Annotated in this window: 24 protein-coding genes; 11 read left to right on the top strand and 13 right to left on the bottom strand. The window is 62.9% G+C overall.

Annotated elements, in window-relative coordinates; all coding sequences use genetic code 11:
- The first annotated feature begins 59 nt into the window (after positions 1-59).
- Positions 60-452 (top strand): winged helix-turn-helix transcriptional regulator, encoded by a 393-nt coding sequence (locus EEB18_RS04725; protein WP_187141656.1) that lies wholly within the window; start codon positions 60-62, stop codon positions 450-452.
- A 16-nt stretch (positions 453-468) separates the two neighbouring features.
- Here the strand turns inward: EEB18_RS04725 and EEB18_RS04720 are convergent, their stop codons facing one another.
- Positions 469-804 (bottom strand): UrcA family protein, encoded by a 336-nt coding sequence (locus tag EEB18_RS04720; RefSeq protein ID WP_187141655.1) that lies wholly within the window; start codon positions 802-804, stop codon positions 469-471.
- Positions 805-956: 152 nt separating this feature from the next.
- Here EEB18_RS04720 and EEB18_RS04715 point away from each other — a divergent pair, with 152 nt between their 5' ends.
- The gene (locus tag EEB18_RS04715) at positions 957-1,838 is read left to right on the top strand and encodes a LysR family transcriptional regulator (RefSeq protein WP_056349017.1); all 882 of its coding nucleotides are present in this window, start codon (positions 957-959) and stop codon (positions 1,836-1,838) included.
- Between the two features lie 363 nt (positions 1,839-2,201).
- On the opposite strand, the gene EEB18_RS04710 is transcribed toward EEB18_RS04715, so the two are convergent.
- Together EEB18_RS04710 and EEB18_RS04705 are read right to left on the bottom strand one after the other, a co-directional pair.
- The gene (locus EEB18_RS04710; protein ID WP_187141654.1) at positions 2,202-2,891 is read right to left on the bottom strand and encodes an aspartate/glutamate racemase family protein; all 690 of its coding nucleotides are present in this window, start codon (positions 2,889-2,891) and stop codon (positions 2,202-2,204) included.
- 4 nt (positions 2,892-2,895) lie between these two features.
- Positions 2,896-3,393 (bottom strand): hypothetical protein, encoded by a 498-nt coding sequence (locus EEB18_RS04705; protein WP_187141653.1) that lies wholly within the window; start codon positions 3,391-3,393, stop codon positions 2,896-2,898.
- Between the two features lie 174 nt (positions 3,394-3,567).
- Between EEB18_RS04705 and dnaN the strand changes: the two genes are divergently transcribed.
- Entirely contained in the window at positions 3,568-4,683 is a 1,116-nt protein-coding gene (gene dnaN / locus EEB18_RS04700) for a DNA polymerase III subunit beta (RefSeq protein ID WP_056349029.1), read from the top strand.
- A gap of 16 nt (positions 4,684-4,699) precedes the next feature.
- Here the strand turns inward: dnaN and EEB18_RS04695 are convergent, their stop codons facing one another.
- On the bottom strand, positions 4,700-4,966 hold the full coding sequence (locus EEB18_RS04695) for a hypothetical protein (RefSeq protein WP_187141652.1): 267 nt from the start codon (positions 4,964-4,966) through the stop codon (positions 4,700-4,702).
- A gap of 8 nt (positions 4,967-4,974) precedes the next feature.
- Positions 4,975-6,315, bottom strand: a complete 1,341-nt coding sequence (locus EEB18_RS04690) for a PQQ-dependent sugar dehydrogenase (RefSeq protein ID WP_187141651.1) — start codon at positions 6,313-6,315, stop codon at positions 4,975-4,977.
- A gap of 166 nt (positions 6,316-6,481) precedes the next feature.
- Here EEB18_RS04690 and EEB18_RS04685 point away from each other — a divergent pair, with 166 nt between their 5' ends.
- Positions 6,482-6,697 (top strand): hypothetical protein, encoded by a 216-nt coding sequence (locus tag EEB18_RS04685; protein ID WP_056351978.1) that lies wholly within the window; start codon positions 6,482-6,484, stop codon positions 6,695-6,697.
- A gap of 112 nt (positions 6,698-6,809) precedes the next feature.
- On the opposite strand, the gene argC is transcribed toward EEB18_RS04685, so the two are convergent.
- The 3 genes from argC to EEB18_RS04670 form a co-directional block, all read right to left on the bottom strand.
- A complete protein-coding gene (argC, locus tag EEB18_RS04680) occupies positions 6,810-7,730 on the bottom strand; it encodes an N-acetyl-gamma-glutamyl-phosphate reductase (RefSeq protein WP_187141650.1) in 921 nt (306 codons plus the stop codon).
- Positions 7,731-7,734: 4 nt separating this feature from the next.
- Complete coding sequence (locus EEB18_RS04675) at positions 7,735-8,673, bottom strand: C40 family peptidase (RefSeq protein WP_262408125.1); 939 nt, start codon at positions 8,671-8,673, stop codon at positions 7,735-7,737.
- A gap of 75 nt (positions 8,674-8,748) precedes the next feature.
- Positions 8,749-10,161, bottom strand: coding sequence for a leucyl aminopeptidase family protein (locus EEB18_RS04670; RefSeq protein WP_187142242.1), 1,413 nt, complete (start codon positions 10,159-10,161; stop codon positions 8,749-8,751).
- Between the two features lie 54 nt (positions 10,162-10,215).
- Between EEB18_RS04670 and EEB18_RS04665 the strand changes: the two genes are divergently transcribed.
- Genes EEB18_RS04665 through EEB18_RS04655 form a run of 3 tightly spaced genes read left to right on the top strand, consistent with a single transcriptional unit; the run spans position 10,216 to position 12,225 of the window.
- A complete protein-coding gene (locus EEB18_RS04665; protein WP_187142243.1) occupies positions 10,216-11,058 on the top strand; it encodes a DUF3298 and DUF4163 domain-containing protein in 843 nt (280 codons plus the stop codon).
- Between the two features lie 10 nt (positions 11,059-11,068).
- Complete coding sequence (locus EEB18_RS04660) at positions 11,069-12,004, top strand: SDR family oxidoreductase (RefSeq protein ID WP_187142244.1); 936 nt, start codon at positions 11,069-11,071, stop codon at positions 12,002-12,004.
- A gap of 38 nt (positions 12,005-12,042) precedes the next feature.
- On the top strand, positions 12,043-12,225 hold the full coding sequence (locus tag EEB18_RS04655; protein ID WP_187142245.1) for a DUF3008 family protein: 183 nt from the start codon (positions 12,043-12,045) through the stop codon (positions 12,223-12,225).
- A gap of 63 nt (positions 12,226-12,288) precedes the next feature.
- Here EEB18_RS04655 and EEB18_RS04650 read toward each other — a convergent pair whose 3' ends face one another.
- Entirely contained in the window at positions 12,289-13,779 is a 1,491-nt protein-coding gene (locus EEB18_RS04650) for a hypothetical protein (RefSeq protein ID WP_187142246.1), read from the bottom strand.
- A gap of 249 nt (positions 13,780-14,028) precedes the next feature.
- On the bottom strand, positions 14,029-15,576 hold the full coding sequence (locus EEB18_RS04645; RefSeq protein ID WP_262408124.1) for a flavin-containing monooxygenase: 1,548 nt from the start codon (positions 15,574-15,576) through the stop codon (positions 14,029-14,031).
- Positions 15,577-15,759: 183 nt separating this feature from the next.
- Here EEB18_RS04645 and EEB18_RS04640 point away from each other — a divergent pair, with 183 nt between their 5' ends.
- The 3 genes from EEB18_RS04640 to EEB18_RS04630 all read left to right on the top strand — a co-directional run bounded on the left by EEB18_RS04640 (position 15,760) and on the right by EEB18_RS04630 (position 18,447).
- Positions 15,760-16,884, top strand: a complete 1,125-nt coding sequence (locus EEB18_RS04640; RefSeq protein WP_162248596.1) for a DUF47 family protein — start codon at positions 15,760-15,762, stop codon at positions 16,882-16,884.
- Between the two features lie 15 nt (positions 16,885-16,899).
- On the top strand, positions 16,900-17,913 hold the full coding sequence (locus EEB18_RS04635; RefSeq protein ID WP_187142247.1) for an inorganic phosphate transporter: 1,014 nt from the start codon (positions 16,900-16,902) through the stop codon (positions 17,911-17,913).
- A 132-nt stretch (positions 17,914-18,045) separates the two neighbouring features.
- Complete coding sequence (locus EEB18_RS04630) at positions 18,046-18,447, top strand: DUF1579 domain-containing protein (RefSeq protein ID WP_222943144.1); 402 nt, start codon at positions 18,046-18,048, stop codon at positions 18,445-18,447.
- Positions 18,448-18,451: 4 nt separating this feature from the next.
- Here EEB18_RS04630 and EEB18_RS04625 read toward each other — a convergent pair whose 3' ends face one another.
- From EEB18_RS04625 to rimO, 3 genes are all read right to left on the bottom strand, one after another.
- Positions 18,452-19,924, bottom strand: coding sequence for a DUF4403 family protein (locus tag EEB18_RS04625; RefSeq protein ID WP_262408123.1), 1,473 nt, complete (start codon positions 19,922-19,924; stop codon positions 18,452-18,454).
- 175 nt (positions 19,925-20,099) lie between these two features.
- Positions 20,100-22,541, bottom strand: a complete 2,442-nt coding sequence (locus tag EEB18_RS04620) for an SIR2 family protein (protein WP_187142249.1) — start codon at positions 22,539-22,541, stop codon at positions 20,100-20,102.
- 113 nt (positions 22,542-22,654) lie between these two features.
- A complete protein-coding gene (gene rimO / locus EEB18_RS04615; protein ID WP_187142250.1) occupies positions 22,655-24,025 on the bottom strand; it encodes a 30S ribosomal protein S12 methylthiotransferase RimO in 1,371 nt (456 codons plus the stop codon).
- Between the two features lie 93 nt (positions 24,026-24,118).
- On the opposite strand from rimO, the gene EEB18_RS04610 reads away from it, so the two are divergent.
- Positions 24,119-24,448, top strand: a complete 330-nt coding sequence (locus EEB18_RS04610; protein WP_056349062.1) for a DUF423 domain-containing protein — start codon at positions 24,119-24,121, stop codon at positions 24,446-24,448.
- Positions 24,449-24,456: the final 8 nt, after the last annotated feature.

The following is a 24,456-nucleotide window of genomic DNA, read 5'->3' as shown; positions in this document are numbered from 1 at the left end:
AGAAAGAAGGCACCCAAAAGTGCCATAGTTACCCAAAAGAGAGATTTGGATTTTCCGCCATGCCTGCACCTGAAAAAATCGTCTATGATCCCAATGCGCCGGTCGATCCGCGCGTCGAAACGCTGGTCAACGAACTGATCGGCCGAGTCGCCGACAAATGGACCCTACTCGTTCTGGAGGAGCTGGAGGATCACGGAACGTGCCGCTTCACCATATTGTCGCGCCGCGTTCCCGGCATCAGCCAGAAGATGCTGACCCAGACCCTGCGCGCGATGGAACGCGACGGCCTTGTCGTGCGGACGGTGCATCCGGTCGTCCCGCCGAAAGTCGAATATTGCCTGACCGACCTCGGCCACAGCTTGGGCGAAGCCTTTTGCGGGGTGTGGGCCTGGGCCGAAGCCAATCTGGAAAAGGTAGCAAGCGCGCGGTCGGAATTCGACGCGCGCGCCTAGACGGACTTGGCAACCGTCATTTCTGGATCGAGGTGACCCGGATCGGTTCGCCGCGCGTCGCGCTGGCCACCACCGCGTTCGCTTCGATCGCCGCGATGGCTTTGGTGTCGCGGCGGCATTCGCGCACGTCATTCTTGCCCGAAAGGTCGAAATCCGACGCGGTGCCGCACACCTCGACGACGGCGCGCCAGATGCGGCGGTCGAGCGCCTTCGTCCCGCTTTCGCTGCGCAGGTCGAGGTCCGAATGCTGGACGACCGCGGTGCGCGGCGCGGCGGCCGGTGCGGTCTGGGCGAAAGCGGGCTGGCCGAACGAGGCTGTGGCCAGCGCGGCGAGGATCAGAAGCTTTTTCATCTCATGTCTCCTTCGGCCGGCTGAAGAGGAGGGGAGGAAGCCGGTGGAGACCCAGATAATCCGCCGCGCGCCGCTGCGGGAGCAACGATGTTGCGAAGCCATTCTGCAAAATTGCAGAATGCGTGCACCGGGCGTATGACGCACAAGACGCCATGTTCGACTGGAACGACCTCAAATCCTTTCTCGCGGTCGCCGAAACCGGCAGCACGCTGGCGGCGGCGCAGGCGTTGCGCGTCAGCCAGACCACCGTCGCCCGCCGCATCGCCGCGCTCGAGGAGGCGACCGGACTCACCCTGTTCGAACGGCGACAGGCCGGCTACGCGCTCACCGCGGCGGGCGAGGGGATGCTCGCGAGCGCGCTCGCCGTCCGCGAGGCCGCCGACCGCTTCGGCGAGGCGGCGGGCGCGCGCTCGCGCGACGCCGGCGGCACGGTCAGCCTGACGACGATGGAAATCTTCGCGGTCACCATCCTGCCGCCGATCCTGCGCGACCTGCGCGCGGCACATCCCGAAATCCACATCCGCCTCGACACCGCCGACGAGCCGCGCGACCTTGCGGCGGGCGCCGCCGATATCGCGATCCGCAGCAGCAAGCAGCCGACCGGCGCGGGGCTCGTCGGACGCCGCATCGCCGACAATCCGTGGACGGTCTACAGCAGCCGCGACTATGCCGACCGCCACGGCATCCCGCACAGCCGCGAGCAACTCGCCACCCACCCCTTCATCGGCGGCGGCGGCGGGGTCTGGGAACCCTATCAGGCATGGCTGCGCCAGTACGGGCTCGAAGAATCGGTGGTGATGCAATATGACAGCGCCTCGGGCCTGCTCGCCGGCGTGCGCTCGGGCATGGGCCTCACTATCCTCCCCGCCTTCCTCGCCGATCGCGAACCCGACCTCATCCGCTGCATCCCGCCGAAGAGCGAGGACACAACCGGGCTATGGCTGCTGACGCACGAACGGCTGCGCCATGTGCCGCGGGTGCGAACAGTGCTCGATTTCCTGGCGCAGGAATTGACGAAGCTGGCGCGGGAGTAGCCGAAAAATCGCTTTCCTAAAAAAGATCGCCATGCTCCAAGCTGGTCGATGAACGGCAAATCATCCGCTGCACGCCTGCCCAAAGGCTTCGCCGACACCGGGTTGCTTAAGGGCACAAAGGCCCCATTTTTGCGCCACGCATCGGGGACCTTTGTGCCCTTAGGTGCTTACCCTCGCGCTCCCGAATGGCATTTCAGTGTAAAGTTGCGCAGTTTTCTGCCGATTCTTATCGATGGCAGCAATCTTCGTCACCCCGGACTTGATCCGGGGTCCCGCTTGCCGCGCTCGGGCGCTGGCGAAGTACTGAAACGGGATTTCACTGTTAAGTTCGGCGGAATTACGCCATTTCTCGCGCGCCCCGCTTCACGCCAACGCCATCTCCACCGCCGCCTCGACATGCAGCGCCAGCGTGTCGAACAGCGGCACCGCGCTGTCGCGCGCATCGACCAGCAGCATGATCTCGGTGCAGCCGAGCACGATCGCCTCGGCGCCGTCGGCGATCAGCGCCGCGATGATGCGGCGATATTCGGCGCGCGATTCGTCGCGGATCACACCCTGCACCAGTTCGTCATAGATGATGCGGTGGACGGTCGTGCGGTCGGCATCGCCGGGGATGATCGCTGCGATCCCGGCGGCCGCCATGCGCCCGGTGTAAAAGGGCTTTTCCATCGTGAAGGCGGTGCCGAGCAGCCCGACGCGCGTATATCCCGCCGCGCGGATCGCGGCGATGGCCGGATCGGCGATATGGAGCAGCGGCACGTCGGTCGCCGCCTCGGCCGCCTCGGCGCACAGGTGCATCGTGTTGGCGCAGATCAGCAGCATCTCGGCGCCGCCTGCGGTCAGCGACCTCGCGGCTTCGGCCATCTGTCCGTCGAGCACGTCCCAGTCGCCGCTCGCCTGCAACGCGGCGATCGGCGCGAAGTCGAGCGACAGCATCAGCACGCGCGCCGAATGCAGCCCGCCGAGCCGCGCCTTCACCCCCTCGTTGATCAGGCGGTAATAGTGCGCCGAACTTTCCCAGCTCAAACCGCCGATCAGGCCGATCGTCTTCATCGCATCATCCCGGTCTTGCACAGCCCAGCGCCGCCGCGTCGATCGCCGTCGCCGCGCCGCGCAGGCGATAGGTGTCGGCGATCGACCCGCCACTCGTCGACACGCTCTCGACGCTCATGCTCGGCGCCGATCGTATGGCGGCGATGATCGCGGCATCCATCCGCGCGTCGCTCGCCCAGCCATGGGCACCGTTGCCGGTCAGGATGAAGCGGCGGCTGCCGATCGTCAGCCGCAATTCGCCGCCGGCGCGCCGCGCTTTCGACAGGCGGACGTAGAATTGGCCGCGAATCCGCGATTTGGGCCAGTAACCGACGCTGGCATAGGCCTTCACCTGCGGCGTCCCGATCGTCGCGGCGGGGGCGGCGATCGCATAGCAACGCGGCGCTGCGGGGTCGCGAAAGGCGCCCCAGCCGTCGAAGATGCCGAGCGCCGTGCGCGGCGCTGCCGCCGCCATGGCGGGCACCGCCGCCAGCATCAGCAAAAAGGGGAGGGCGCGGCGCATCGCGCCTCGATTGCGCGATTGGGGATGCTTTGCAAGCATGGCTTGCACGGCGCCATAGGCGCGTTAAGGAAGGAAGACATTTTATGGGGGCAGGGAATCGGGGTGCCAAGGCGCCCATGGTACCCGTCCCCGAGGGACTTCTCCCGCACGAGCATACAGGATGGCGGAATAACAATGAAAGCGACGATCGAACGCGCGATACTGTTGAAGAGCCTTGGCCACGTCCAGTCGGTGGTCGAGCGGCGTAACACGATTCCCATCCTCTCGAACGTGCTGATCGAGGCTGACGCATCGGGCCAGCTCAAGCTGATGGCGACCGACCTCGACCTGCAGGTGGTCGAGACGATCGCCGCCCGGGTCGAAACCCCCGGCACCACCACCGTGTCGGCGCACACCCTTTTCGAAATCGCCCGCAAGCTGCCCGAGGGTGCCGAGGTCAGCCTCGCCGCTGCCGAGGGCAAGATGCAGGTCAAGGCCGGCCGCTCGAACTTCAACCTGCCGACGCTGCCGCGCGACGATTTCCCGGTGATCGCCGAGGGCGAACTGCCGACCAATTTCGAACTGCCGGTCGCCGAGCTGATCCAGATCATCGACAAGACGCGCTTCGCGATCTCGACCGAGGAAACGCGCTATTATCTCAACGGCATCTTCCTGCACGTCGCCGAAGATGCGACCGGCCCGGTGCTCAAGGCCGCGGCGACCGATGGCCACCGCCTTGCCCGCTACACGGTGACCCGCCCCGACGGCGCCAGCGCGATGCCCGACGTGATCGTTCCGCGCAAATGCGTCGGCGAGATCCGCAAGCTGCTCGACGAGGCCGAGGGCAATGTCGAAATCAGCCTGTCGGCGACCAAGATCCGTTTCCAGCTCGGCAACGCCGTGCTGACCTCGAAACTGATCGACGGCACCTTCCCCGACTACAGCCGCGTCATCCCGACCGCGAACGACAAGCTCTTGAAGGTTGATCCGAAAAGCCTGTTCCAGGGCGTCGACCGCGTCTCGACGATCGCCAGCGAAAAGACCCGCGCGGTCAAGGTCGGCCTCGACAAGGACCGCATCACGCTCAGCGTCACCAGCCCCGAAAACGGCACCGCCGCCGAAGAGGTCGCGGCGGTGTACGACAGCGAGGCGATGGAGATCGGCTTCAACGCCCGCTACCTCAGCGACATCCTCGGCCAGGTCGATGGCGACACCGTCGAACTCCACCTCGCCGACGCCAACGCCCCGACGCTGATCCGCGAGAGCGAGAAGAGCCCGGCATTGTACGTATTGATGCCGATGCGGGTCTAAGTCCTTACCGGGCGCGTCAGTTGCGCCTGGCCTGACAGTGCGAACACGTCCGGCTTGCCGGGACGAGCAGGTTTATCCGATAGTTTCTCGTGCGGTACAGGCTGTATCCGCAGCAGGGGCATTTGAGCGCCACGAAAATTATCGCAAGCAGCAGCGATCCCAAGACCAACAGCAAATATTTGGCATCGAAATCCGCGTTGCGCGTGCTCGGAAGCAGCAGCGCGCTGGCGCCGATAATAATAAAGAGAAATTGTATCGTCCGGGCGAAGCTGAGGCGGCTCACCCCCGGACCTACCCCGCCTTAGCCACCCGCCAGATCACCCCGCCGGTATCGTCGGCGATCAGCGCGCTGCCGTCCTTCGCGACCTTCACATCGGCCGGGCGACCGCGCGTCGTCTTGCCGTCCTTGGCAAGGAACTGGTCGAGCAGGGTGATCGGCAGCGTGTCGGTGGGTTTGCCATTGGCACCGAATTTCACGAACACCACGTCATACCCCGCGACCGGTTCGCGGTTCCACGACCCGTGGCGGGCGATCAAAGCCCCGTTCGCCCAGCGCTCGCCGAGGTCGAGGCCTTGGGTAAAGGTCATCCCCAGCGGCGCGGTGTGGGCGCCGAGCGCATATTCAGGGCGCTTGACATATTGGCGCCGGTCGTCGGCATCGGGCGCGACCCGCGTGTCGACGAAGCCGCCCCAATAATACCAGGGCCAGCCATAGAAATCGCCTTCGTCGATCTCGGCCAGATAGTCTGGGACCAGGTCGCTGCCGAGCATGTCGCGCTCGTTGACCACGGTCCACAACTGGTCGCTGCCCGGATAAAAGCCGAGCCCGACGGGGTTGCGGATGCCCGCCGCGAAGGTGCGGACATATTTCTGTTCGGGGCGGATTTCCAGGATACGCGCGCGCCGCGCTTCGTTCGCCAGGCCCTTTTCACCGATATTGCTGTCGGCGCCGACGCCGACATAGAGCCAACCGTTGGGCGCCGCGACCAGGCTCTTGGTCCAGTGGCGGTTGGTGCCGGCGGCGGGCAGGTCGGCGATCTTGCTCGGCTTGCCGCTCATCGCGGTTTCGCCCTCGACATAGGGGAAGGCGAGCAGCGCGTCGGTGTTGGCGACATAGAGCGTCTTGCCGACCAGCGCGATACCATAGGGCGAGTTGAGGCCGGTGATATAGGCGGTCTTGACCTCGGCCTTGCCGTCGCCGTCGGCGTCGCGGAGAAGACTGATGCGGTTCGCCGACTTGCCGCCGGCGCCCGCCTTGCTCATCATCCGGCCCATCACCGCACCCTCGATGCCCGAGGTATCGCGCGGCGGGCTTTCGCTCTCGGCGACCAGCACGTCGCCATTGGGCAGCACGAACATCGTCCGCGGATGCGCCAGCCCCTCGGCGAAGCGTGCGACGCTCAGCCCTGCGGCGGCGCGCGGCGCCTCTCCGGCGGGCCATTTGGTCGCCTCGGGCACGTTCATCGTCGGGATCGTCTGCGACGCCTGCGGCGCCATCACGGGTACCCGGCCGCTCAGCTCTGCGGTCGAGAAGCGCGCCACATCGGGCCGCGACATCGCGTAAAGGACGACGCCGGCGACGACCAGGATCAGCAGCAGGGCGATGAGGACATATTTCAGGATCTTGCGCATGGCCCATGTCTACACGCGCTGCGGGCAAGGTCAAAGAGGCGAAACGCGGCCTGCCATGGTTAACCCGAAGCGCCTTGCGATTAACCTTACCCGCCTGTTCAGCACTATTGGGAACGGCGCGGTGAGGTGGCGGACGTAGAGCGGTCCCGACATGATCGGGGACACCATGCAGCTGCCAGCACCTTTTCTTTCCGACCGCGCCGCGGTGGACGACGCGCATGCGCTGATCCACCAGCATGGCGACGAGGCGGGGTTTGCAGCCGCGGCGCGCGCCGAGCAGTATCGCGTGCTCGGCAACCACATCCACTTCGCGCGCTGGCGCCAGATCGAGCGACTGATCGTCTATCTGTCGGTCGAGGACATCCTCGACACGGTGCACTGACTCCCTAGCGTTTCTTTCACTTCGTCATTGCGAGCGAAGCGAAGCAATCCAGAGCGGTGTACGCCTGCTCTGGATTGCCGCGCCGCTTCGCTCCTCGCAATGACGAGAGGAATTACAGCCGCAGCCCCGCCGTCTCAGGCAAACCCGCCATGATGTTGAGATTCTGGACGCAGGCGCCGCTCGCACCCTTGCCGAGATTGTCGAGCCGCGCGACGAGCCGCAGCTGGGCGCCGTCGGCGCTGGCATAGAGCATCAGCTCCATCGCGTCGGTCGCGGCATCGTCCTTGCGCAGCAGTAGCTCGCTTTCGTCGCCCGCACGCCGCACGCTGACCAGCGGGGACCCCGCATAATGCGCCGCGAGCGCGTCATAGACCGCTTCCGCAGTCGGCGCGTCGAAGCTCAGCGGTACTTCGACCAGCATGCCGCGATAGACCGGCACCACCGCCGGCGCGAACACGGGCGCGTGGATCAGTCCAGAACCCGCCTGCATTTCCGGCACATGCTTGTGTCCAAGCGACAGGCCATAGCTGCGAAAACCGATGTCGGTTTCGGCTTCGAAACGCGCGATCAGTTCCTTGCCGCCGCCCGAATAGCCCGACACCGCGTTGACGCTCAGGCGCGCATCCTTCGCGACGATGCCCGCCGCGACCAGCGGCGCGACGAGCGCGAGGAAGCCCGTCGGATAACAGCCGGGGTTGCTGACCCGCGTCGCCGCGGCGATCGCGGCGCGCTGTCCCGCGTTCAGCTCGGGGAAGCCATAGGCCCAGCCCGGGGCGACGCGGTGCGCGGTCGAGGCGTCGATCACCTTGGTCCGGTCGTTCGCGATCATCGCGACCGCCTCGATCGCCGCGGCGTCGGGCAGGCAGAGGATGACGAAATCGGCATCGTTCAGCGCTTCGCGCCGCGCATCGGCGTCCTTGCGCCGCGCCTCGTCGAGCGTCACCAGTGCGAATTCGCTCCGTCCTGCCAGCCGCTCGGCGATTTCGAGGCCCGTCGTTCCCGCCGCGCCGTCGATGAATACCGTCTGTGTCATGATGTTATGTCAGTCTTTTATACCCGCTCACCGGCGGGTCATGATCCTTGGCTGCCGAACGTGCGACGACGTCGGCCAGCGGCTCCACTTTCACCGCCATCCATCGTCGGCTGGCGTGGATGATGTGGGTGGCGTCGGCCATGATGCCGACATGGCCGGGAAAGAAGACCAGGTCGCCGCGCCGGAGTGCGGCTGGGTCGACGTCCTTGTCGGCGCCGAGCGATGCCAGCTGCAGATCGCTGTCGCGCGGTAGGTGGATGCCCGCAGCGGCCCAAGCGAGTTGCACCAGCCCCGAACAGTCGATCCCGGCGGCGGTCCGGCCGCCCCACAGATAGGGCGCGCCGACCATCTCCTCGGCGACCGTCGCGGCATCGGTTTCGTCGGTGCCGACCTCCGCCAATGCGGCGAGCGGCAGATATCCGTGCGCGGTGGCGAGCCATTCGCCCTCGGCCTCGCCCATCACCAGCGCCCCGCGCGGCAGCACCGCCGACCCGCCGCTCGCGGCGTCGGGGGCGCTGTGGAGCAGCGCTTCGCTCGCCCGCACCCGGTGCGTCGGCGCGATCGGCGCCCCCAGCGCGTCGGCGGCCAGATACCCTACATAATGGTCAGCCAGGCAATACCCCCAAGCCCACCCGCCCGTCAGGTCGAGCAGCGCGAAGCCTTCGCCGTAGAGAAGCTCGCTCGTCTGGTCGGCATCGAGTGACGGCGCGCCGCGCAACACCGCTGAGGGCAGCACGCAACTGCTCATCATCGGCGCGGCATAATGGGGTGCGAAATGCTGGCCAGCGACTGCGATGTCGGCGAGGTCGGGGCGGATCGCGACGACGCGCGGATCATAGCTTTGCGACGTGCCTGTCAGGCCGAAACGGCCACGTCCCGCTCCTGCTGCGCCCGGGCGCCCCATGCGGATGCGACCCGCCAAATTTTCGACCTCTGCTGTCACGTCATGTCCTGAAATGCGATGAAGCCGCCGAACGGCGGATAATCGCGGCGCATTAGCGCAGCGGTAGGGCTTTTATCAAGCGCCATCGCCCTTGCGCCGCCGGTCGTAGCGCGCCTGCAGCATCGCCCATGCCGCGCGCATCCCGAGCGCCGCGCCGCCCTTGGGTCGGCCGTGCTTCGCTGAGGGGCGCCAGGCGAAGGTGTCGACATGCGCCCAGGTGATGCCTTCGCCGACGAACCGCTTGAGGAACAACGCGGCGGTGATCGTCCCGGCGAAAGCCGAAGAGCCCGCATTGCCAAGGTCGGCGATGTCGGTTTCGAGCAGGTCGGCGTAGCTATCCCATAGTGGCATCCGCCAAAGCGGGTCGTCGCGATCGATGCCGCCCGCCAGCATCGCGTCGGCCAGCGCATCGTCATTGGCGAACAGCGGTGGCAGGTCGGGACCCAGTGCGACGCGCGCGGCTCCGGTCAGCGTCGCGAAATCGACGATCAACTCGGGCTTGCCCTCGCTCGCCTTCGCCAGCGCGTCGCCGAGCACCAGCCGGCCCTCGGCGTCGGTGTTGCCGATCTCGACCGTCAACCCGAGCCGGCTTTTCAATACGTCGCCCGGCCGGAACGCATCGGCTGAAATGGCATTTTCTGCTGCCGCGACCAGACAGTGCAGCCGCACCGGCAGCCCGCTCGCCATCACCAGTTCGGCGAGCGCCAGCACGTGCGCCGCGCCGCCCATGTCCTTCTTCATCAGCCGCATTCCGGCTGACGGTTTGATGTCGAGCCCGCCGCTGTCGAAACTGATGCCCTTGCCGACCAGCGCGATGCGCGGATGGTCCTCCTTGCCCCACAAGATCTCGATCAGTCGTGGGGCATGATGTTTCGCTGCCGCGCGTCCGACGGCGTGGATCATCGGATAGCCTTGTTCCAGCGCCTCGCCCTTGGTTACCACGATCTTCGCGCCATGCGCCTTGGCGATGCGTTCGGCTTCCTTCTCGATCGCCGCCGGCCCCATGTCGGCGGCCGGCGTGTTGACCATGTCACGGACCAGCGCGGTCGCGCGCATCTCGGCGACCACCGGGGCAATCGCGCCGACGTCGCTGGTCAGCAGCACACGTGGCCCATGTGCTTCGGCCTTGGGGCGGTACCTGTCGAAACGATATTGTCCGCTCATCCACCCGAACATCGCCTTGCCCGGCTGCCGCCCCTCGACCCGGTAACGGCCTTCGGGCAAGATCTGGCCCAGCTTGGCAAGGCACCAAGCCGACAAGCTTTCAACATTCGCAACCGTCGTTACCACCGACCAGCGTTCGGGGTCGTCGCCGGGCAGGATAGCATGGACAAAGGCATCGGGCTTGAACCCGACGGCGGCGAGGTGGGCGCGTTCACGCGCGCTGCGGCCCTTCAGCCAGCTATCAAAGCTCTTCTTGTCGACAAGGTGGATCGTGCGTGCATACTGGCCCTTGTCGGGCTGGATCAAGTCGGAATGGTCGGTCATTCCGAATTGCTAGGCTTGCGGGGAAACTTTGTCGATGCCCGGCGTTGTTGGCCCATGACCGCCATCCTTTCCCTCCGCTCCGCCGCAGCGCTCGCGCCGGCTATCCTCCTCCTTCTCACCGCCTGCTCCAGCGAACCGGCGCAGACGACCGCTGAAAAGGCCGCTGCCGCCTCGGTCCCCGGTGCGCCTCCCGGCGCCGTCGACGATGTGAAGGTGGCGAATGCGACGGCGTCGGAGGTCAAGGAAAGCAGTGACCTGATGGAGTTTTCCTACGCCTATCCGCTCGAGGCGGCGAAGATCCCCAAACTCGCCGAATGGCTCGATGCCGACCGCGCGGCCAATCGCGACGCGCTGATCGCTGAATCGCGCCGTGATCGGGTGGCCGCGGAAAAGGGAGGCTTTCCTTACCGTCCCCACAGCCATTTGCAGTCTTGGAAACGCATCACCGACACGCCGCGCTTCCTCAGTCTGTCGAGCGAGATTTCGACCTACACCGGCGGCGCTCACGGCATGACGACCTTCGGCACTTTGCTCTGGGACCGCAACAGCGGCAAGCGACGTTCGCCGCTCGATCTGTTCACCAGCGGCACCGCGTTCGACGCGGCGATCCGCGACGATTTCTGCGCTGCGATCACGCGCGCCAAGGCGGCGAAGGGCATTCAGCTGTCCGCGGAGGGCGAGGACTCGGTCTTCGCCAAATGCCCGCCGGCCTCGGCGCAGACGGTGTGGCTCGGCTCGTCCGATGGGCGCCATCTCGACCGCCTGACGATCGCCATCGCCCCCTATGAGATCGGCGCTTATGCCGAGGGCGATTACCGGATCAACGTCCCCGTAACGGCTGGGCTGATCCGCGCCCTAAAGCCGGAGTTCGCCGGCGACTTCCGCGCGGGGAAATAGGAGTAGGGCGATGGCGAAACAGCCGAAGGCCGGGAAGGTCGGCGAAACCGAAGCCGAAAAGAAAGGCAAGAAGCGCGCGGCGACGAAGCTGAGGAAGGAGGTCGGTGCGGGCAAGACGATCGCCAAGCCGCCGAAGGACCGAGAGGCCGACCTTGATCGCGCGCCCAGATGGCAGCCGCGCTATCCCGGGTCCGGCCGTCTCAAGGGAAAGGTCGCGATCGTCACTGGCGGCGACAGCGGTATCGGCCGCGCGGTCTGCGCGCTCTTCGCGCGCGAGGGCGCCGATATCGCGATCGTCTACCACAGCAACAGGGCTGACGCCGACGCCACCGCCGCGACCGTCGAAGCGGAGGGGCGCTGCGCGATCACCATCAAGGCCGACGTCGGCAAATCGGGCGCGGGCGAAAGGATCGTCGGCAAGGCGGTTGCCAGGCTCGGCCGGCTCGATATTCTCGTCAACAATGCGGGCGAGCAGCATCCGGCGGAGGATATTCGCGACATCAGCCTCGAACAACTCCGGCGCACCTTCGCAACCAACATCTTTGGCATGTTCTATCTGGTGCAGGCCGCGCTGCCGCACCTCAAGAAGGGAGCGGCGATCGTCAATTGCACCAGCGTCACGATGTATCAGGGATCGGGCGGGCTGCTCGATTACAGCGCCACCAAGGGTGCGATCACCGCCTTCACCCGCTCGCTCAGCGAAAATCTGGTTGGGAAGGGCATTCGCGTCAATGCGGTCGCGCCGGGACCGATCTGGACCCCGCTCAACCCGCGCGGCGGGTCGCCAGCCGATAAGGTCGCGACCTTTGGCGAGGGTACGCCGATGAAACGGCCGGGCGAGCCCAACGAGGTCGCCTCCTGCTTCCTGTTCCTCGCCTGCGACGACAGCAGCTATATGTCAGGTCAGGTGTTGCATCCCAACGGCGGCACGATCGTTAACGGGTAGGGGGCGTTAACGGATGCGGGGCAGGCAGGAGAAAGCCGATGCCAGCCAAATCGAAAGCCCAGCAGAAAGCCGCCGGTGCGGCGCTCAGCGCCAAGCGCGGCGACACACCCAGGTCGAAGCTCAAGGGGGCATCGAAAGAGATGGTCGAGAACATGACGGAGAAACAACTCGAGGATTTCGCGAAGGGATCGATCAAGGGCAAGCCCGAGCATGTTGATTGACCCAAAGACATAACCCCGGGCCTTTGACGACCCGGGGCTACGCGACTGCGACCCAGTGCAGCTCTATTTCTTTTGTACGGCCTTGATCGCCGTGGTCTTGGCGGCAGGTGAGCCACCCGCGGTTACCGGGAGCGTGTTGGGCACTTCATAGGCCGAACCCATCGCGACCATATGGCTGATCGCGATGCGGCGCGGGGTCAGCGCCTTGGGCTGGATGCCAGCGTAGGAGAAACTCGTCGCGCTATGGCACTCGAAGCAATTATGGCCCTGCTGCCCCTTGGCGCTCTGCAGAAAGGTTTCTGCGGTGGTATTCATCAGGCTGATCGCGCCGACCGCGTTGGTCTGGTTCAGCGTCTGCCAGTTGGCATTGGTCGTCACATAGGTGTTGGGCTTAAACCACGCCGTTCCGATCAGATTGTAGTTCTGCAGCGGTGAATTGTTCGGGAAGTTCGCTGCCGCGCCCTGTGACGCAACGTTGATCGCGGTGATGTTCCCCGGTCCGTTCGGCTGGGTGTCACCGCCGGTCTTGTTCATCTGGACGACCTGCGTGATCGGCGAGAATTTGCCTGTCGCCGCGTCGAAGGTGACCGTGGCTGGATTGGTATTGGTCTCGACGAGCAGGGCTGCCTGCGAATAAGGCGTTCCCGCTTTGTAGAAGGTGAAATTGCCGGGATCGCTGGCATTGGCGTCGAAGACGAAGCTGTTGTCGGCGAACATCGGCGCGTTCGACTTGTGCTCGAAGGTCGCCCAGACGAATTCGGGATGGTTTTCGGTATAGCCGACGACGTGCATGCCGACGAGTGCGACGGTGACCGTCTCATATTTGCCGCTCGGGACGACCGTGCAGTTCGCGCCGTTGCAGTTGTTCTGCAGCACCGGCACCTCGGCCTGCGTCGTATAGCTGCCCGCCGGCGCGGCCTCACCCGCGGCGAGCCGATACCAGGTCGCCTTGACGATCGCGTCGCCGACGCTGAAATAATCGTCCTGGTTTGGATTGTTCTGATAGGCGCCGGTCGCGATCAGGTTGCGTTTGATCACATCGAAATAGTTCGGCGTCATGTGGCTCGACGCATAGACCGGATAGCCGTTCTGCCCGATCAGCATGCTGCCGTCGGCCTCGACGATCGCGCCGTCTTGGCTGGGGGCGCCATCGGCCATGTGCAGCGGCTTCATATGCACATCGAGTCGCAGCAGCGAGGTGCGCGGGACTTCGGAGGTGTTGGTGAGCAGATCGTCCGGGACCTGCCAGGTCAGGAAGCGCGGAGTGCCGTCGATCGGGGCGTTTGCCCAGACAAAGGCTTCCCACGACCATTGGTTGAACAGGCAATCGTCAGCGGTCGCGCTCATCGTCGTCGGCATCGTCGCGGTCGGGTTGAGATAGCCCTGCAGTCCCTCGGCCCAGCCGAAGCCCTCGGGGCAACTGCCGGCCGCCGCGATTTCCTTATCGCTGCCATACCCGCCGTCCTTGCACGACGACAGCGGCGTGGTCACGGCAAAGGCGAGCGCTGCAAGTTTTGCACCCCGCCAGAACTTGGCATTAAAGCCCGTGTTCATGATGCTTGCCCCCTGGAAAGCAGAGAGCGTAATAGGAGAATAGTATAAAGTAAATATTCGGATACCGTGAACCGAAGATCATTACATCCAATCTGGCAGTAACGCTGCGGGGCGCTGTGCCAAGGACGGTCCGACTCTGCTCAAAGGGTCCGTATTAAGGGGTTGGATTCAGGCCCATCTATGCGGCATCTGGCCGGTACGGCGGCACCGCGCCAGGAAGCGCGTCGCCGCCATACGGATTTGCCGCAATTATTCGGCGGCTTCGAGCGCCGGCGCTTCGTCTTTCGCCGCAGTTGCCGCTCGGGCGTTGGCGAAGCCAAGCACGCCGTCGTCGATGGCGCCGGTCCGCATGTCGACGCGATCCTGGATATAATTCTGGTTGAGCCGCCAGGGCAGGGCATCGGCGTTTTTGGGCATGATGTGCAGCGAGCGCTGGATATAGCCCGACGAGAAATCGAAGATATTCTCTTCGGTCAGGCTATCTGGATCGTCGAGGCGCGGGGTGGCGACGGTCGTGCCGGTCGCGTCCATATGATTGAGCACGCGGCAGACATATTCGGCGACGATATCGGCGCGCAGCGTCCAGCTTGCATTGAGATAACCGAACACCGCCGAGAAATTCGGGACGTTCGAGAACATGCACGCTTTGTAGTAGAAATGCTCGCTCCAGTCGACGAGCGCGCCATCGACGCGCACCGGAATCTTGCCCGCGACGGCAAGGTTGAGTCCGGTCGCGGTAACGATGATATCGGCGTCGAGATGCTTGCCTGATTTGAGCTGGATTCCGGTGGCGTCGAAACGGTCGATATGATCGGTGACGACCGAAGCTTTGTCGGCCTTGATTGCTTCGAAAAAATCGGCGTCGGGGACGAGGCAGAGCCTTTGCTCCCAGGGGTTGTACGGCGGCGTGAATGCCTCGGCATCATAGCGGTCACCAAGATTCTTCTTGATCTGCTTGGTCAGGAATTCTCGGACTTTTTCCGGTTTGGTGCGGGCCTTCTGGAAGACGATGTCCTGCATCTTCACGTTTTTGTAGCGCGTGATCTTGTATGCCAGTTCCTCGGGCAGGATTTTGCGCAGGAAATTGGCGAGCGCGTCCTTGGCGGGTCGAATGGCGAACCACGTCGGAGTGCGCTGCAGCATCGTGACATGTGCAGCCTTGTCCGACATCGCCGGGACGATCGTTACCGCGGTCGCACCCGACCCCACCACGACGACCTTCTTGCCAGTATAATCGAGATCCTTCGGCCAGAACTGCGGGTGCAGTATTTGGCCTTGGAAATCGTCGCGGCCGGTGAAATTGGCATCGAACGGCGAATCATAGTCGTAGTAGCCGGCGCCTAGATACAGCCAGCGCGCGGTCGTGCTCGATGTCGCGCCGCTTGCGTCCTCCATCGTAACCGTCCAGCGCGCGGTCGCGCTGTCCCAGTCGGCACCAACGACCTTACGATCGAAACGGATGCGCTCGCGGATATGGCGTTCGTCGACGATGCGGTTCAGATATTCGAGGATCGCAGGGCCATCGGCGATCGTCTTTTCATGCTTCCACGGTTCGAAGACAAAACCCAGCGTGTGCATATCACTGTCCGAGCGGATGCCGGGATAGCGGAACAGATCCCAGGTTCCGCCCAGATCGGCGCGGCGCTCGACAAGCGCGAAGCTGCGCCCGGGGCTGTACTGCTGGAGGTGAACCGCCATGCCGATACCCGAAATGCCCGCGCCGACGATCAGTACATCCTGATCGACCGGCGCAGCCGCTGTGTCATTCGCGCGTTCCATGGTCGCGGTACCTGCCATGATTTCGTCTCCCATATATCTTTAGGGTGCAGCTTACGCACCGCGTTGCATTTTGCAATGCATTAGACGGGGGAGCGTTGGGGGGCGAAGCATCCTTGTCGCTGTCACATTATTGTCATAGGGGCGAAACCCGATTGTAACCAACGGCGGCATGGTCCGCCCAAGAATAGGAAGGGACGAAAAATGCGCCAGATCGCCGTTCTTCCCTATCGTTTCGGTGGACCTGCGCAGGATGGACCGACCGAAGTGCTGCTGATTACCTCGCGCGAGACGAAGCGCTGGGTGATTCCCAAGGGTAACCCGCTAACCGGCATGACGCGCCACGCCGCCGCCGCGATCGAGGCAGAGGAAGAGGCCGGCGTGATCGGCGCCGTGTGCCCGACGCCGATCGGCAGCTATCAATATCGCAAACGCCGCGCTAACGGCGCGTCGGTGTTGCTCGACGTCGAGGTGTTTCCGCTCGCCGTCACCAGCGAACTTTCCGAATGGAAGGAAGAGGGTGAGCGCGACCGCCAGTGGTTTCCGTTCCACGCCGCCGCCGCGGCGGTCGAGGAACCCGATTTGCAGGCACTCATCCGATCGTTCGGCGACAGCGGCTTTCGCGCCGTGGCGCGGACCGGCGGGGTGGTGCAGAATGTTGCCGAGAAGACAGGGGTGAGTTGGATGTTCGCATGGTTTCAGCGCTTGCTGCCGCGACAGGGCAATTTTTTCGAATTGTTCGAAAGCCACGCGGCGACGCTGGTTGCGGGCGCCAATGCGCTGTCGCGCCTGTTGCAGGGCGGGCCGGGCATGGCCGACCATATCCAGGAAATCGTTGAGCGCGAGCATGACGCCGATGCGATCACCCGCGAAGTGCTGCAGACTGTGCGCCGCACCTTCCTGACCCCCTTCGACCGCAGCGCGATCACCGACCTGATCGCGTCGATGGACGACGCGATCGACGAGATGCAGAAGACGGCGGGCGCGATCGACCTGTACGACGTGACCGAGATCGAACCCGAAATGCGCGACATCGCCGGCATCATCGTCGATGCCGCGCGGCTGACCGCCGAGGCGCTGCCGCTTTTGCGCAACATTGGCGCCAATGGGCCGCGGCTGCACGAACTGACCGAACGGCTGGTGCGTATGGAGGGGCATGCCGACGAAATTCACGCCGCCGGTTTGAAGCGCCTGTTCCAGGAACATGGCGAGACGAACACGATCCAGTTCATCATCCGGCGCGAATTGTTCAGCCATCTCGAAAGGGTGGTCGACCGGTTCGAGGATGTCGCGAACGAGATCGACGGTCTGGTCATCGACCACGCATAAGCGGGGGCACGCGCCATGCACGAACTCGCATTTCCCCTGCTCGTCGGCCTCGTCATTCTGGCGCTGGCGTTCGATTTCCTCAACGGGCTGCATGACGCGGCGAACAGCATCGCGACTGTCGTCGCGACGCGGCTGCTTAAACCGGTGCAGGCGGTGCTGTTCGCCGCTTTCTTCAACTTTGCTGCCTATTTCCTGTCGGTCATCTTTCCCGAACTGCACAAGGTCGCCGAGACGATCGGCAAGGGGATCATCGACAAGGATCTGGTGACCCCCGCCGTCGTGTTCGGCGCGCTGGTCGGCGCGATGTTCTGGAATGTCGTGACCTGGCTCAAGGGCATTCCGTCCTCGTCGAGCCACGCGCTCGTCGGCGGCATCGTCGGCGCCGGGGTTGCCCATGCCGGGTTCGAGGGCATCGAGTGGACCGGGCTCAACAAGACGGTGATCGCGATCTTCCTGTCCCCGATGCTCGGCATGCTGCTGGCGATGATCGTAATGCTGGTCAGCAGTTGGGCGCTGCGCCGCGCGACTGCCAGCTTCGCCGAAAAGACGTTCCGCCATCTCCATCTCTTCTCGTCGGCGGCCTATTCGCTGAGCCACGGGCTTAACGATGCGCAAAAGACGATGGGGATCATCACCGTGCTGCTCTATTCGACCGGCTATCTCGGCGGCGAATTTCATGTTCCGCATTGGGTGGCGTTCAGCTGTTACATCGCCATCGCGCTGGGCACGCTGTCGGGGGGGTGGAAAATCATCGAGACGATGGGTGGACGCATCACCAAGCTGTCGCATCATCAGGGCTTCGCGGCCTCGACCGGCGGGTCGATCATGGTGTTCACCGCCAGCCTCCTCGGCATCCCGGTGTCGACGACGCACACGATCACCGGCAGCATCATCGGCGCCGGCGTCGCCCGCCGCGCCAGTGCGGTGCGCTGGGGCGTAGCGAGCAATGTCGTCGCGGCTTGGTTCATCACCATCCCGGCGAGCGCGGTCGTCGCGGCGGCCTTTTACGGCCTGACGCGCCTGTTCTGAGCAGGGCGGGGTTGCGTTTGAATGAGAACGTAATAAGAACAACTCCTGCGATGAGATCGGGGAGAATGCGTGATGGCCGGTGATTTCGATTTCTAGATCGGCAGCTGGCGCGTGCGGCATCGCCGGTTGAAGATGCGCCTCGCGGACTGCAACGAATGGGAAGAGTTCGACGGGACGTGCGACATGCGCCCGATATTGGGTGGCGATGGCAATATCGAAGACAATGTCCTGCACATCGCCGGCGGATCCTATCGGGCCGTCGCCTTGCGATCCTTCGATCCCGTTCAGAAGAGCTGGGCGATCTGGTGGCTCGATGCGCGCAGCCCGCATAGTCTGGACGTTCCCGTCATCGGCCGGTTCGAGGATGGGGTCGGGCATTTCTATGCCGACGATAGGTTCGACGGCCGGCCGATCCGGCTGCGTTTCATCTGGAGCCGCACCAACAGCGCTTCGCCGCGCTGGGAGCAGGCGATGTCGGCCGATGACGGCGCGACATGGGAAGTGAACTGGACGATGGATTTCACTCGGGCGTAGCGGGTCATTTCGCCGGGCGGTAGTCGATGCTGGTACCGCCGGTCATCTGCACCGGCAGGTAGAGGCCGTTGCCATAGGCCTTGATCTCGCCGATCGCGAAGCCGTCGACGGTTGTGCGGATGACGAAGGCGCCCTCGCGCCGCTGCCCGACCGCGCTGCGAATCTTGCCTTGGAGTTCGTCGAGATCGCGGGTGAAATTCTGGCTCAGCGCGTCGGCGATCAGCGGCGCGAATTCCTCGCTGCGGCCGATCAGGATCAGCAGGTCGCCGCCGACACCGTCGCTGTCGCCATTGACCACCAGATCGGCAAAGCGGACCTGGGCGGAGCCGGGTTCGTTGCGCGGGATCGCGGTCATCCAGATCCGCCCGTGGGTGGGCGTCCCAGTCCGGGCCTCCAGCTTGGCTTCAACGTCAACGCCCACCGCGATCCGGCCGCCGGGAGCGCCATAGATGGTCGACGGGCCGAATTTGACATCCATCGGACCGAGCTTGGGCAGCACGAAGGGTCGGGTCGCGCGCTTTGCGAGTGCGCGATCGACGACGGGCTGGAGTTGTGCATAGTCGGCAATCACCGGAACCCGCACGTCGAGATGCGGCTTGGGCGCCTGCCGCACCAGTTTCGGCAACGGCGTGGGCGATGGGTCGGCGGGCCGGTCGGAAACGAAGGTTTCGGTCACCCCCTCGATCCCGAGGTTGAGGTTGATACGCTGGCCGTCGAGGCGATAGCCGCCATAGAGGATGCGCTGCGGTGTGACGCGCATCCACACCGGCGGATTCTGATGGTTGAGTTCGAGCGTCGTGAAGCTTTGCCGCCAGACGTCGGCGGCCTGCTTGCGAATGTCGAGCCGGGCGATCTCGCGGTTCACGATGCCTTCGACGTCGCGCACGACGGGTTTCAGCTTGGCGTCGGCCTCGTCGGTGAAGGTGATGCGCTTGCCGAGGAAATCGATGCCCGGCGCCCTGGTCCAGCCGTAGGAGATGCGCGCCTTGCCGCGGGTGCGCCAGTCGGGGGTGAGTTCGATGCGGACGCGGGCGTGCGCCATCGCGGCGCCGGTCGCGGTCTCGCCTTTCAACACCCCGCCGACGTCGCGCGCGCTGATCCGGGCGTGGATCGGGACATCGACGACGATCTCGTCGCCTTCGCCGCGCAGCCGCAGCGGGCCGCGCGTGACCTGACCGACGATGGTGCAGGGGATGGCGGGGGTGACCTTGACGCGCTTGCCGAAGACCTTGACCCGCTGCGGCGCCATGCATGCCTGTTCGCGCCGGTTGATCGTCCACAAGGTACGCGGCACCGCGCGTTCGAGTTCCTGCCGCAGCGGTGCGATGCTGGCGTTGATCGGGACGGCGATCAGCGAGGTCTGCGTGGGGGAGGGCGCTTGGTCGGTGGCGCGCGGCGGGGGTTCGACATCGGTCCTGCGGTCGCAGGCGGCGAGGGCGGCCGGCAGCAGGAATAAGGCGATCGTCGGTCGGATCACATGCACCGTGCCCCTCGATCCAGCTCCTGCCGATAATCGCAACGGCGGTGACTCCGTTCCTTGCCGATCGCATCGGGGCTCGATCTGCGCGGGCAAGGATGACGTCGCAAGCACGTTTTCAGATCCGGGGGCCGTTGTGATTGCAGGCGTCCATCCCAGCTCTAACCCCGAGCTTCTAAGGCTGATCGGCAATGATGGATTCCAGTTCTCTTTTACAGATTTCTACTTCTCTTTTTCCGATGGAATCAAGATTAAGTCGCGGGATAAGTTCGATGAGATCCTTCGAATACCCCTCCAGTTCATTCCGTTGCTCCTGACTCATCGAATTGCGATGAGATGAATAAAAGGCAGAATAGGAGCGCGCTACCCGGTAAGACATGTGGTTCTTCTCGGTCCGGGCCTGCCGTATCAGGATAGTGTTGGCCTCTTTCAGAAGCTTGAATGCATCGACTGTGACGACTTCGGAAATGGCTTTCTTTACCAGGTATCTCGCATAAGCATTGTCCATATGACGCGTATGGTATCCGTCGATTTTGCTCGCGCGAGCATAGGCGGTATCCAGATACAGCTTGGCTTTTTCCAGATCATCCTTGTCATCGTATGAGAGGCGCGCCAGGGCGTACTGCAGCCAGAAGTGGGGATGGTTTTTTGCTGCGTCGAGGTTCTTAACATTTTCGTAGAACCGGATCAGCGCGTCGCGCTTGCCCTTTTCGGGCAGCATCGACTGGACCACGCTGAATGTTACAAGCGATTTGTAGACATCAAAAAACAAGGCTCCCAAGCCGTCGTGGCCCTTGCGCTCATGGGCGCGTTCCGCAATCTTGATCAGCTGGTCAACCAGCTTGCGACTGTCAGGATGCTCTGTCAGTCCATATCTTGCGACGATAGAAGAACGAAAGGAGATTTTTCCGTTATTTCGAGTAAAAATTTCCGAAAGTTCTTCAGATAGCGAGAATTTTGGCTTGTAGACCAGAGTACTATTTGACAACTCTGATAGCATGAATTCAGTTATTCTGAAATCGAGTACTAGCAATACGCAAGCTGAAATAACGATATTACCAAGATCGCTATCTTCATTTATTTTTTCAAATAGGTCATCGAACTTTTTTCTGATGTTCGGTGATTTAATTATGTCCAGAAGAAGCCCGGAAAGCTGCGAATCGCAATTTTGAGCAATGTATCGTGCCTTTGCGAAATCGGACAACGAATCTTTTGAGCCCCAGAACTTGTACGTCGACATCAGGTTAGCGAAAAGTTCGATGTCTTTCGCATAAAGAAAATCGAGCGGTATCTTGAAATAATCGTCGTTTCCGAACGCTTCGGTGAATTCGGATACCCTGCTTTCAAAGAAGGAGGTTTTGGTTGTGCCTATCAGTATATCGTCTTGCGAGCGAAGCATGCAGAAAAGCTTTATATCATCAAAATGACGTGTCGCATTTTCGATCAGGGTAACGGACTTGCCGGGGCGGGTGCAGATCGCCCGAATGTCGGACGATAAATCCACGCCTTCCTTTTCCAGCTGATAGGCATCATATCCGAGTGCTGCCAGCGCGCATAGCAAGCCGGAAGTGGCGGCACTCTTTCCGTTGGCCATATCGCCGTGGAGAAGAAAATTATTCTCGCCATTGGCTATTGCCTGCATGGCATCGTCATGCGCCTGCCGCTTCACAAAATAAGGCCCGGGCAGATCGTCACGCAAGGAATCGGAAATTGTGCTGAAATTTCCCTGCCCACGCAGGAAGAGATCGAATACGGTATCGTCTCTGAATTCTCTTGATGAAGATTTTATGTCAATTTTTACGAAATTGAATATTGTATCTTTATCGTCTACGGGGATATGATTTTCTTTAACTGCAAGAAATTCTTCAATGAATTTGTCTATTCCGATTGGATATATTTGACCGAATTCGGATTGAATTCCGTATTCTATAGTGTCTTCGTCCAGGCCTTCCCGCTCGATAAATATGATTTTATCTCTATATCCCGAAGTATTGAATATTATTCTTTGAATATCGATGTCATACATGGAATATCCAATGAATATTATCGATTTTGAATATTCGATAGATTTTCTGAATGCAAATCCCCAAGGAGAATTTGCAAAAGCTTCGGTAAGATAGCTGGAATTTGAAAGTTTGATATTGTTATCCAGATCGTCTTCCTTGGCGGAAGGGATGTATCCATTGATGTGAAGGCAATGGCTGGATGTCAGAACATGATCTTTTGCGGGATTTTGCGGAGTAAGCGGCGTCAGCGCGCGGCCCGCCCTTTCGTAGGACAGTTCAATTACATTGTCGTAATTTGTCGTGAAGATTGACTGCCATGGAATGGAAGCCAGTCGAACATGACAATCGGAAACGTCTTTGGCTACGAAAAGTGACTTGAGAATCGAAAGAAGCTTCCCTTTGTCGAACTTTTTAACATAGGCTTGCGCAGCGTAATTAAGCTGATCGTCATCTGTTGTTATGCCAGATTGTACATAAAGAAATTTCGCAAGTTTCCGACCGGTCAAAAACTCGTCATGCCCCACGGGCGTCGCGTTTCCAGAGTATCCCGATCCGGCAAATAGTACAGCGTTCCCGTCAATGGCGTGCTTGATCGCTCTTTTCAAATCCATAGAAATAGCCTCCCTCTTTAATGATGGGAGGAATCCGGGGATCGGTCAACCGTATGCGGATCTGACGAGCGTAGCCGGGGTAGAGATCGTCATATATTGAATTCGCGAGCGTTTCAGCCGGCTACTACCCCAAACAGATCATGCTCGTCGGCGTCCTCGACCGTGACATCGACGATATCGCCGGCCTTGAGGGTCGCCGCGACGTCGCGGAGGTAGACGTGGCCGTCGATCTCGGGCGCGTCGGCTTGTGACCGCCCCGTCGCGCCGATGCTGCCGTCCTCGTCCGCCTCGCCGACTTCGTCGATAATCACGGGCAGCGTGCGGCCGATCTTGGCTTCGAGTTTCGCGGCGCTGATCGTGGCGGTTTTTTCCATGATGCGTTGGTAGCGCTCTTCCTTGAGCTCTTCGGGCACCTGATCGTCGAGCGCGTTCGCCTGCGCGCCGGCGACGGGTTCGAAGCGGAAGGCGCCGACGCGGTCGAGCTGGGCTTCGTCGAGCCAGTCGAGCAGATATTGGAAATCGGCCTCGGTCTCGCCGGGGAAGCCGACGACGAAGCTCGAGCGGATCGCGATGTCGGGAGCGATGTTGCGCCAGTTCTTGAGGCGTTCGAGCACCTTCGCTTCGTTGGCGGGGCGCTTCATGCGCTTGAGGACGCTGGGGCTGGCGTGCTGGAAGGGGATGTCGAGATAGGGGGTCAGCAGCCCCTCGGCCATCAACGGGATGACCGCGTCGACGTGGGGGTAGGGATAGACATAGTGGAGGCGCACCCATGGGGCGCGGCCTTCGCTGGTCTGAAGCTGGCCGAGTTCGCGCGCGAGGTCGGTCATATGGGCGCGGACTTCGCGGCCCTTCCACTGGCGCGGATCGTGGCGGGTATCGACGCCATAGGCCGAGGTGTCCTGGCTGATCACCAGCAGTTCCTTGGTCCCCGCGGCGACGAGCTTTTCGGCTTCGCGGAGGACGGCGTCGATGCGGCGGCTGACCAGTTTGCCGCGTAGATCGGGGATGATGCAGAAGGAGCAGCTGTGGTTGCAGCCTTCCGAAATCTTGAGATAGCTGTAGTGGCGCGGGGTGAGTTTCAGCCCGCCCTCGGGGACGAGGTCGACGAAGGGGCCTTGGGTCGGCGGCGCGGCTTCGTGGACGGCGTCGACGACCTGTTCATATTGATGCGCGCCGGTGACCGCGAGGACGTTGGGGAAGCGGGCGCGGATGACGTCGGCCTCGTTGCCCATGCAGCCGGTGACGATGACGCGGCCATTCTCGGCCATCGCCTCGCCGATCGCCTCGAGGCTTTCTTCCTTGGCGGAATCAAGGAAGCCGCAGGTGTTGACGAGGACGACGTCGGCGCCGGCATAGTCGGGCGACAAGCCATAGCCGTCGGCGCGCAGTTTCGTCAGAATCCGTTCGCTGTCGACGAGCGCTTTCGGACAGCCGAGCGAGACCATGCCGACCTTCGGCTGGGAGGGGAGGGTTTTGGTTGCCATGATTGGCGGCGCGCATAGTCGATTTTGCGTGGCTTGTCACGCGCGGCGCTTGGCGCCATGCCACGGGCTGGAATCGGCGATGCGAGGTGACAGATGGCGATAGGCGTGTTGGCGGCCGTTTCGGCGGCGATGGCAGTGGCGGCGGGCGCGTTCGGCGCGCATGGCGCGGCGGGGCCGCAGGAGGCCGAATGGCTGCGGACCGGCGGTATCTATCAGCTGGTTCACGCGGTCGCGGCGCTGGCGATCATGGGGGTCGCGCGCGGACCGGCGCTGACCTTGCTCGCGGGCGGGGCGATTTTTGGCGTGACGCTCTATGCGATGGCGTTGGGCGCGCCGAAATGGCTGGGCGCGGTGACGCCGATCGGCGGCACGCTGCTGATCATCGGCTGGCTGTGGGCGGGGTGGATTTACTGGCGGGGCTAGGGGCCGGA

Origin of the sequence: Sphingopyxis sp. OPL5 (assembly GCF_003797775.2) — a bacterium.
Classification (GTDB): domain Bacteria; phylum Pseudomonadota; class Alphaproteobacteria; order Sphingomonadales; family Sphingomonadaceae; genus Sphingopyxis.
Note: the sequence above shows the minus strand (reverse complement) of the source record. Positions and strands in the feature narration are given on the sequence as shown.

Coding starts and splice junctions, on each gene's coding strand:
- EEB18_RS04725 (WP_187141656.1), top strand. CDS start 60: ATGCCTGCACCTGAAAAAATCGTCTATGATCCCAATGCGCCGGTCGAT.
- EEB18_RS04720 (WP_187141655.1), bottom strand. CDS start 804: ATGAAAAAGCTTCTGATCCTCGCCGCGCTGGCCACAGCCTCGTTCGGC.
- EEB18_RS04715 (WP_056349017.1), top strand. CDS start 957: ATGTTCGACTGGAACGACCTCAAATCCTTTCTCGCGGTCGCCGAAACC.
- EEB18_RS04710 (WP_187141654.1), bottom strand. CDS start 2,891: ATGAAGACGATCGGCCTGATCGGCGGTTTGAGCTGGGAAAGTTCGGCG.
- EEB18_RS04705 (WP_187141653.1), bottom strand. CDS start 3,393: ATGCGCCGCGCCCTCCCCTTTTTGCTGATGCTGGCGGCGGTGCCCGCC.
- dnaN (WP_056349029.1), top strand. CDS start 3,568: ATGAAAGCGACGATCGAACGCGCGATACTGTTGAAGAGCCTTGGCCAC.
- EEB18_RS04690 (WP_187141651.1), bottom strand. CDS start 6,315: ATGCGCAAGATCCTGAAATATGTCCTCATCGCCCTGCTGCTGATCCTG.
- EEB18_RS04685 (WP_056351978.1), top strand. CDS start 6,482: ATGCAGCTGCCAGCACCTTTTCTTTCCGACCGCGCCGCGGTGGACGAC.
- argC (WP_187141650.1), bottom strand. CDS start 7,730: ATGACACAGACGGTATTCATCGACGGCGCGGCGGGAACGACGGGCCTC.
- EEB18_RS04670 (WP_187142242.1), bottom strand. CDS start 10,161: ATGACCGACCATTCCGACTTGATCCAGCCCGACAAGGGCCAGTATGCA.
- EEB18_RS04665 (WP_187142243.1), top strand. CDS start 10,216: ATGACCGCCATCCTTTCCCTCCGCTCCGCCGCAGCGCTCGCGCCGGCT.
- EEB18_RS04660 (WP_187142244.1), top strand. CDS start 11,069: ATGGCGAAACAGCCGAAGGCCGGGAAGGTCGGCGAAACCGAAGCCGAA.
- EEB18_RS04655 (WP_187142245.1), top strand. CDS start 12,043: ATGCCAGCCAAATCGAAAGCCCAGCAGAAAGCCGCCGGTGCGGCGCTC.
- EEB18_RS04650 (WP_187142246.1), bottom strand. CDS start 13,779: ATGAACACGGGCTTTAATGCCAAGTTCTGGCGGGGTGCAAAACTTGCA.
- EEB18_RS04645 (WP_262408124.1), bottom strand. CDS start 15,576: ATGGCAGGTACCGCGACCATGGAACGCGCGAATGACACAGCGGCTGCG.
- EEB18_RS04640 (WP_162248596.1), top strand. CDS start 15,760: ATGCGCCAGATCGCCGTTCTTCCCTATCGTTTCGGTGGACCTGCGCAG.
- EEB18_RS04635 (WP_187142247.1), top strand. CDS start 16,900: ATGCACGAACTCGCATTTCCCCTGCTCGTCGGCCTCGTCATTCTGGCG.
- EEB18_RS04630 (WP_222943144.1), top strand. CDS start 18,046: ATGCGCCTCGCGGACTGCAACGAATGGGAAGAGTTCGACGGGACGTGC.
- EEB18_RS04620 (WP_187142249.1), bottom strand. CDS start 22,541: ATGGATTTGAAAAGAGCGATCAAGCACGCCATTGACGGGAACGCTGTA.
- rimO (WP_187142250.1), bottom strand. CDS start 24,025: ATGGCAACCAAAACCCTCCCCTCCCAGCCGAAGGTCGGCATGGTCTCG.
- EEB18_RS04610 (WP_056349062.1), top strand. CDS start 24,119: ATGGCGATAGGCGTGTTGGCGGCCGTTTCGGCGGCGATGGCAGTGGCG.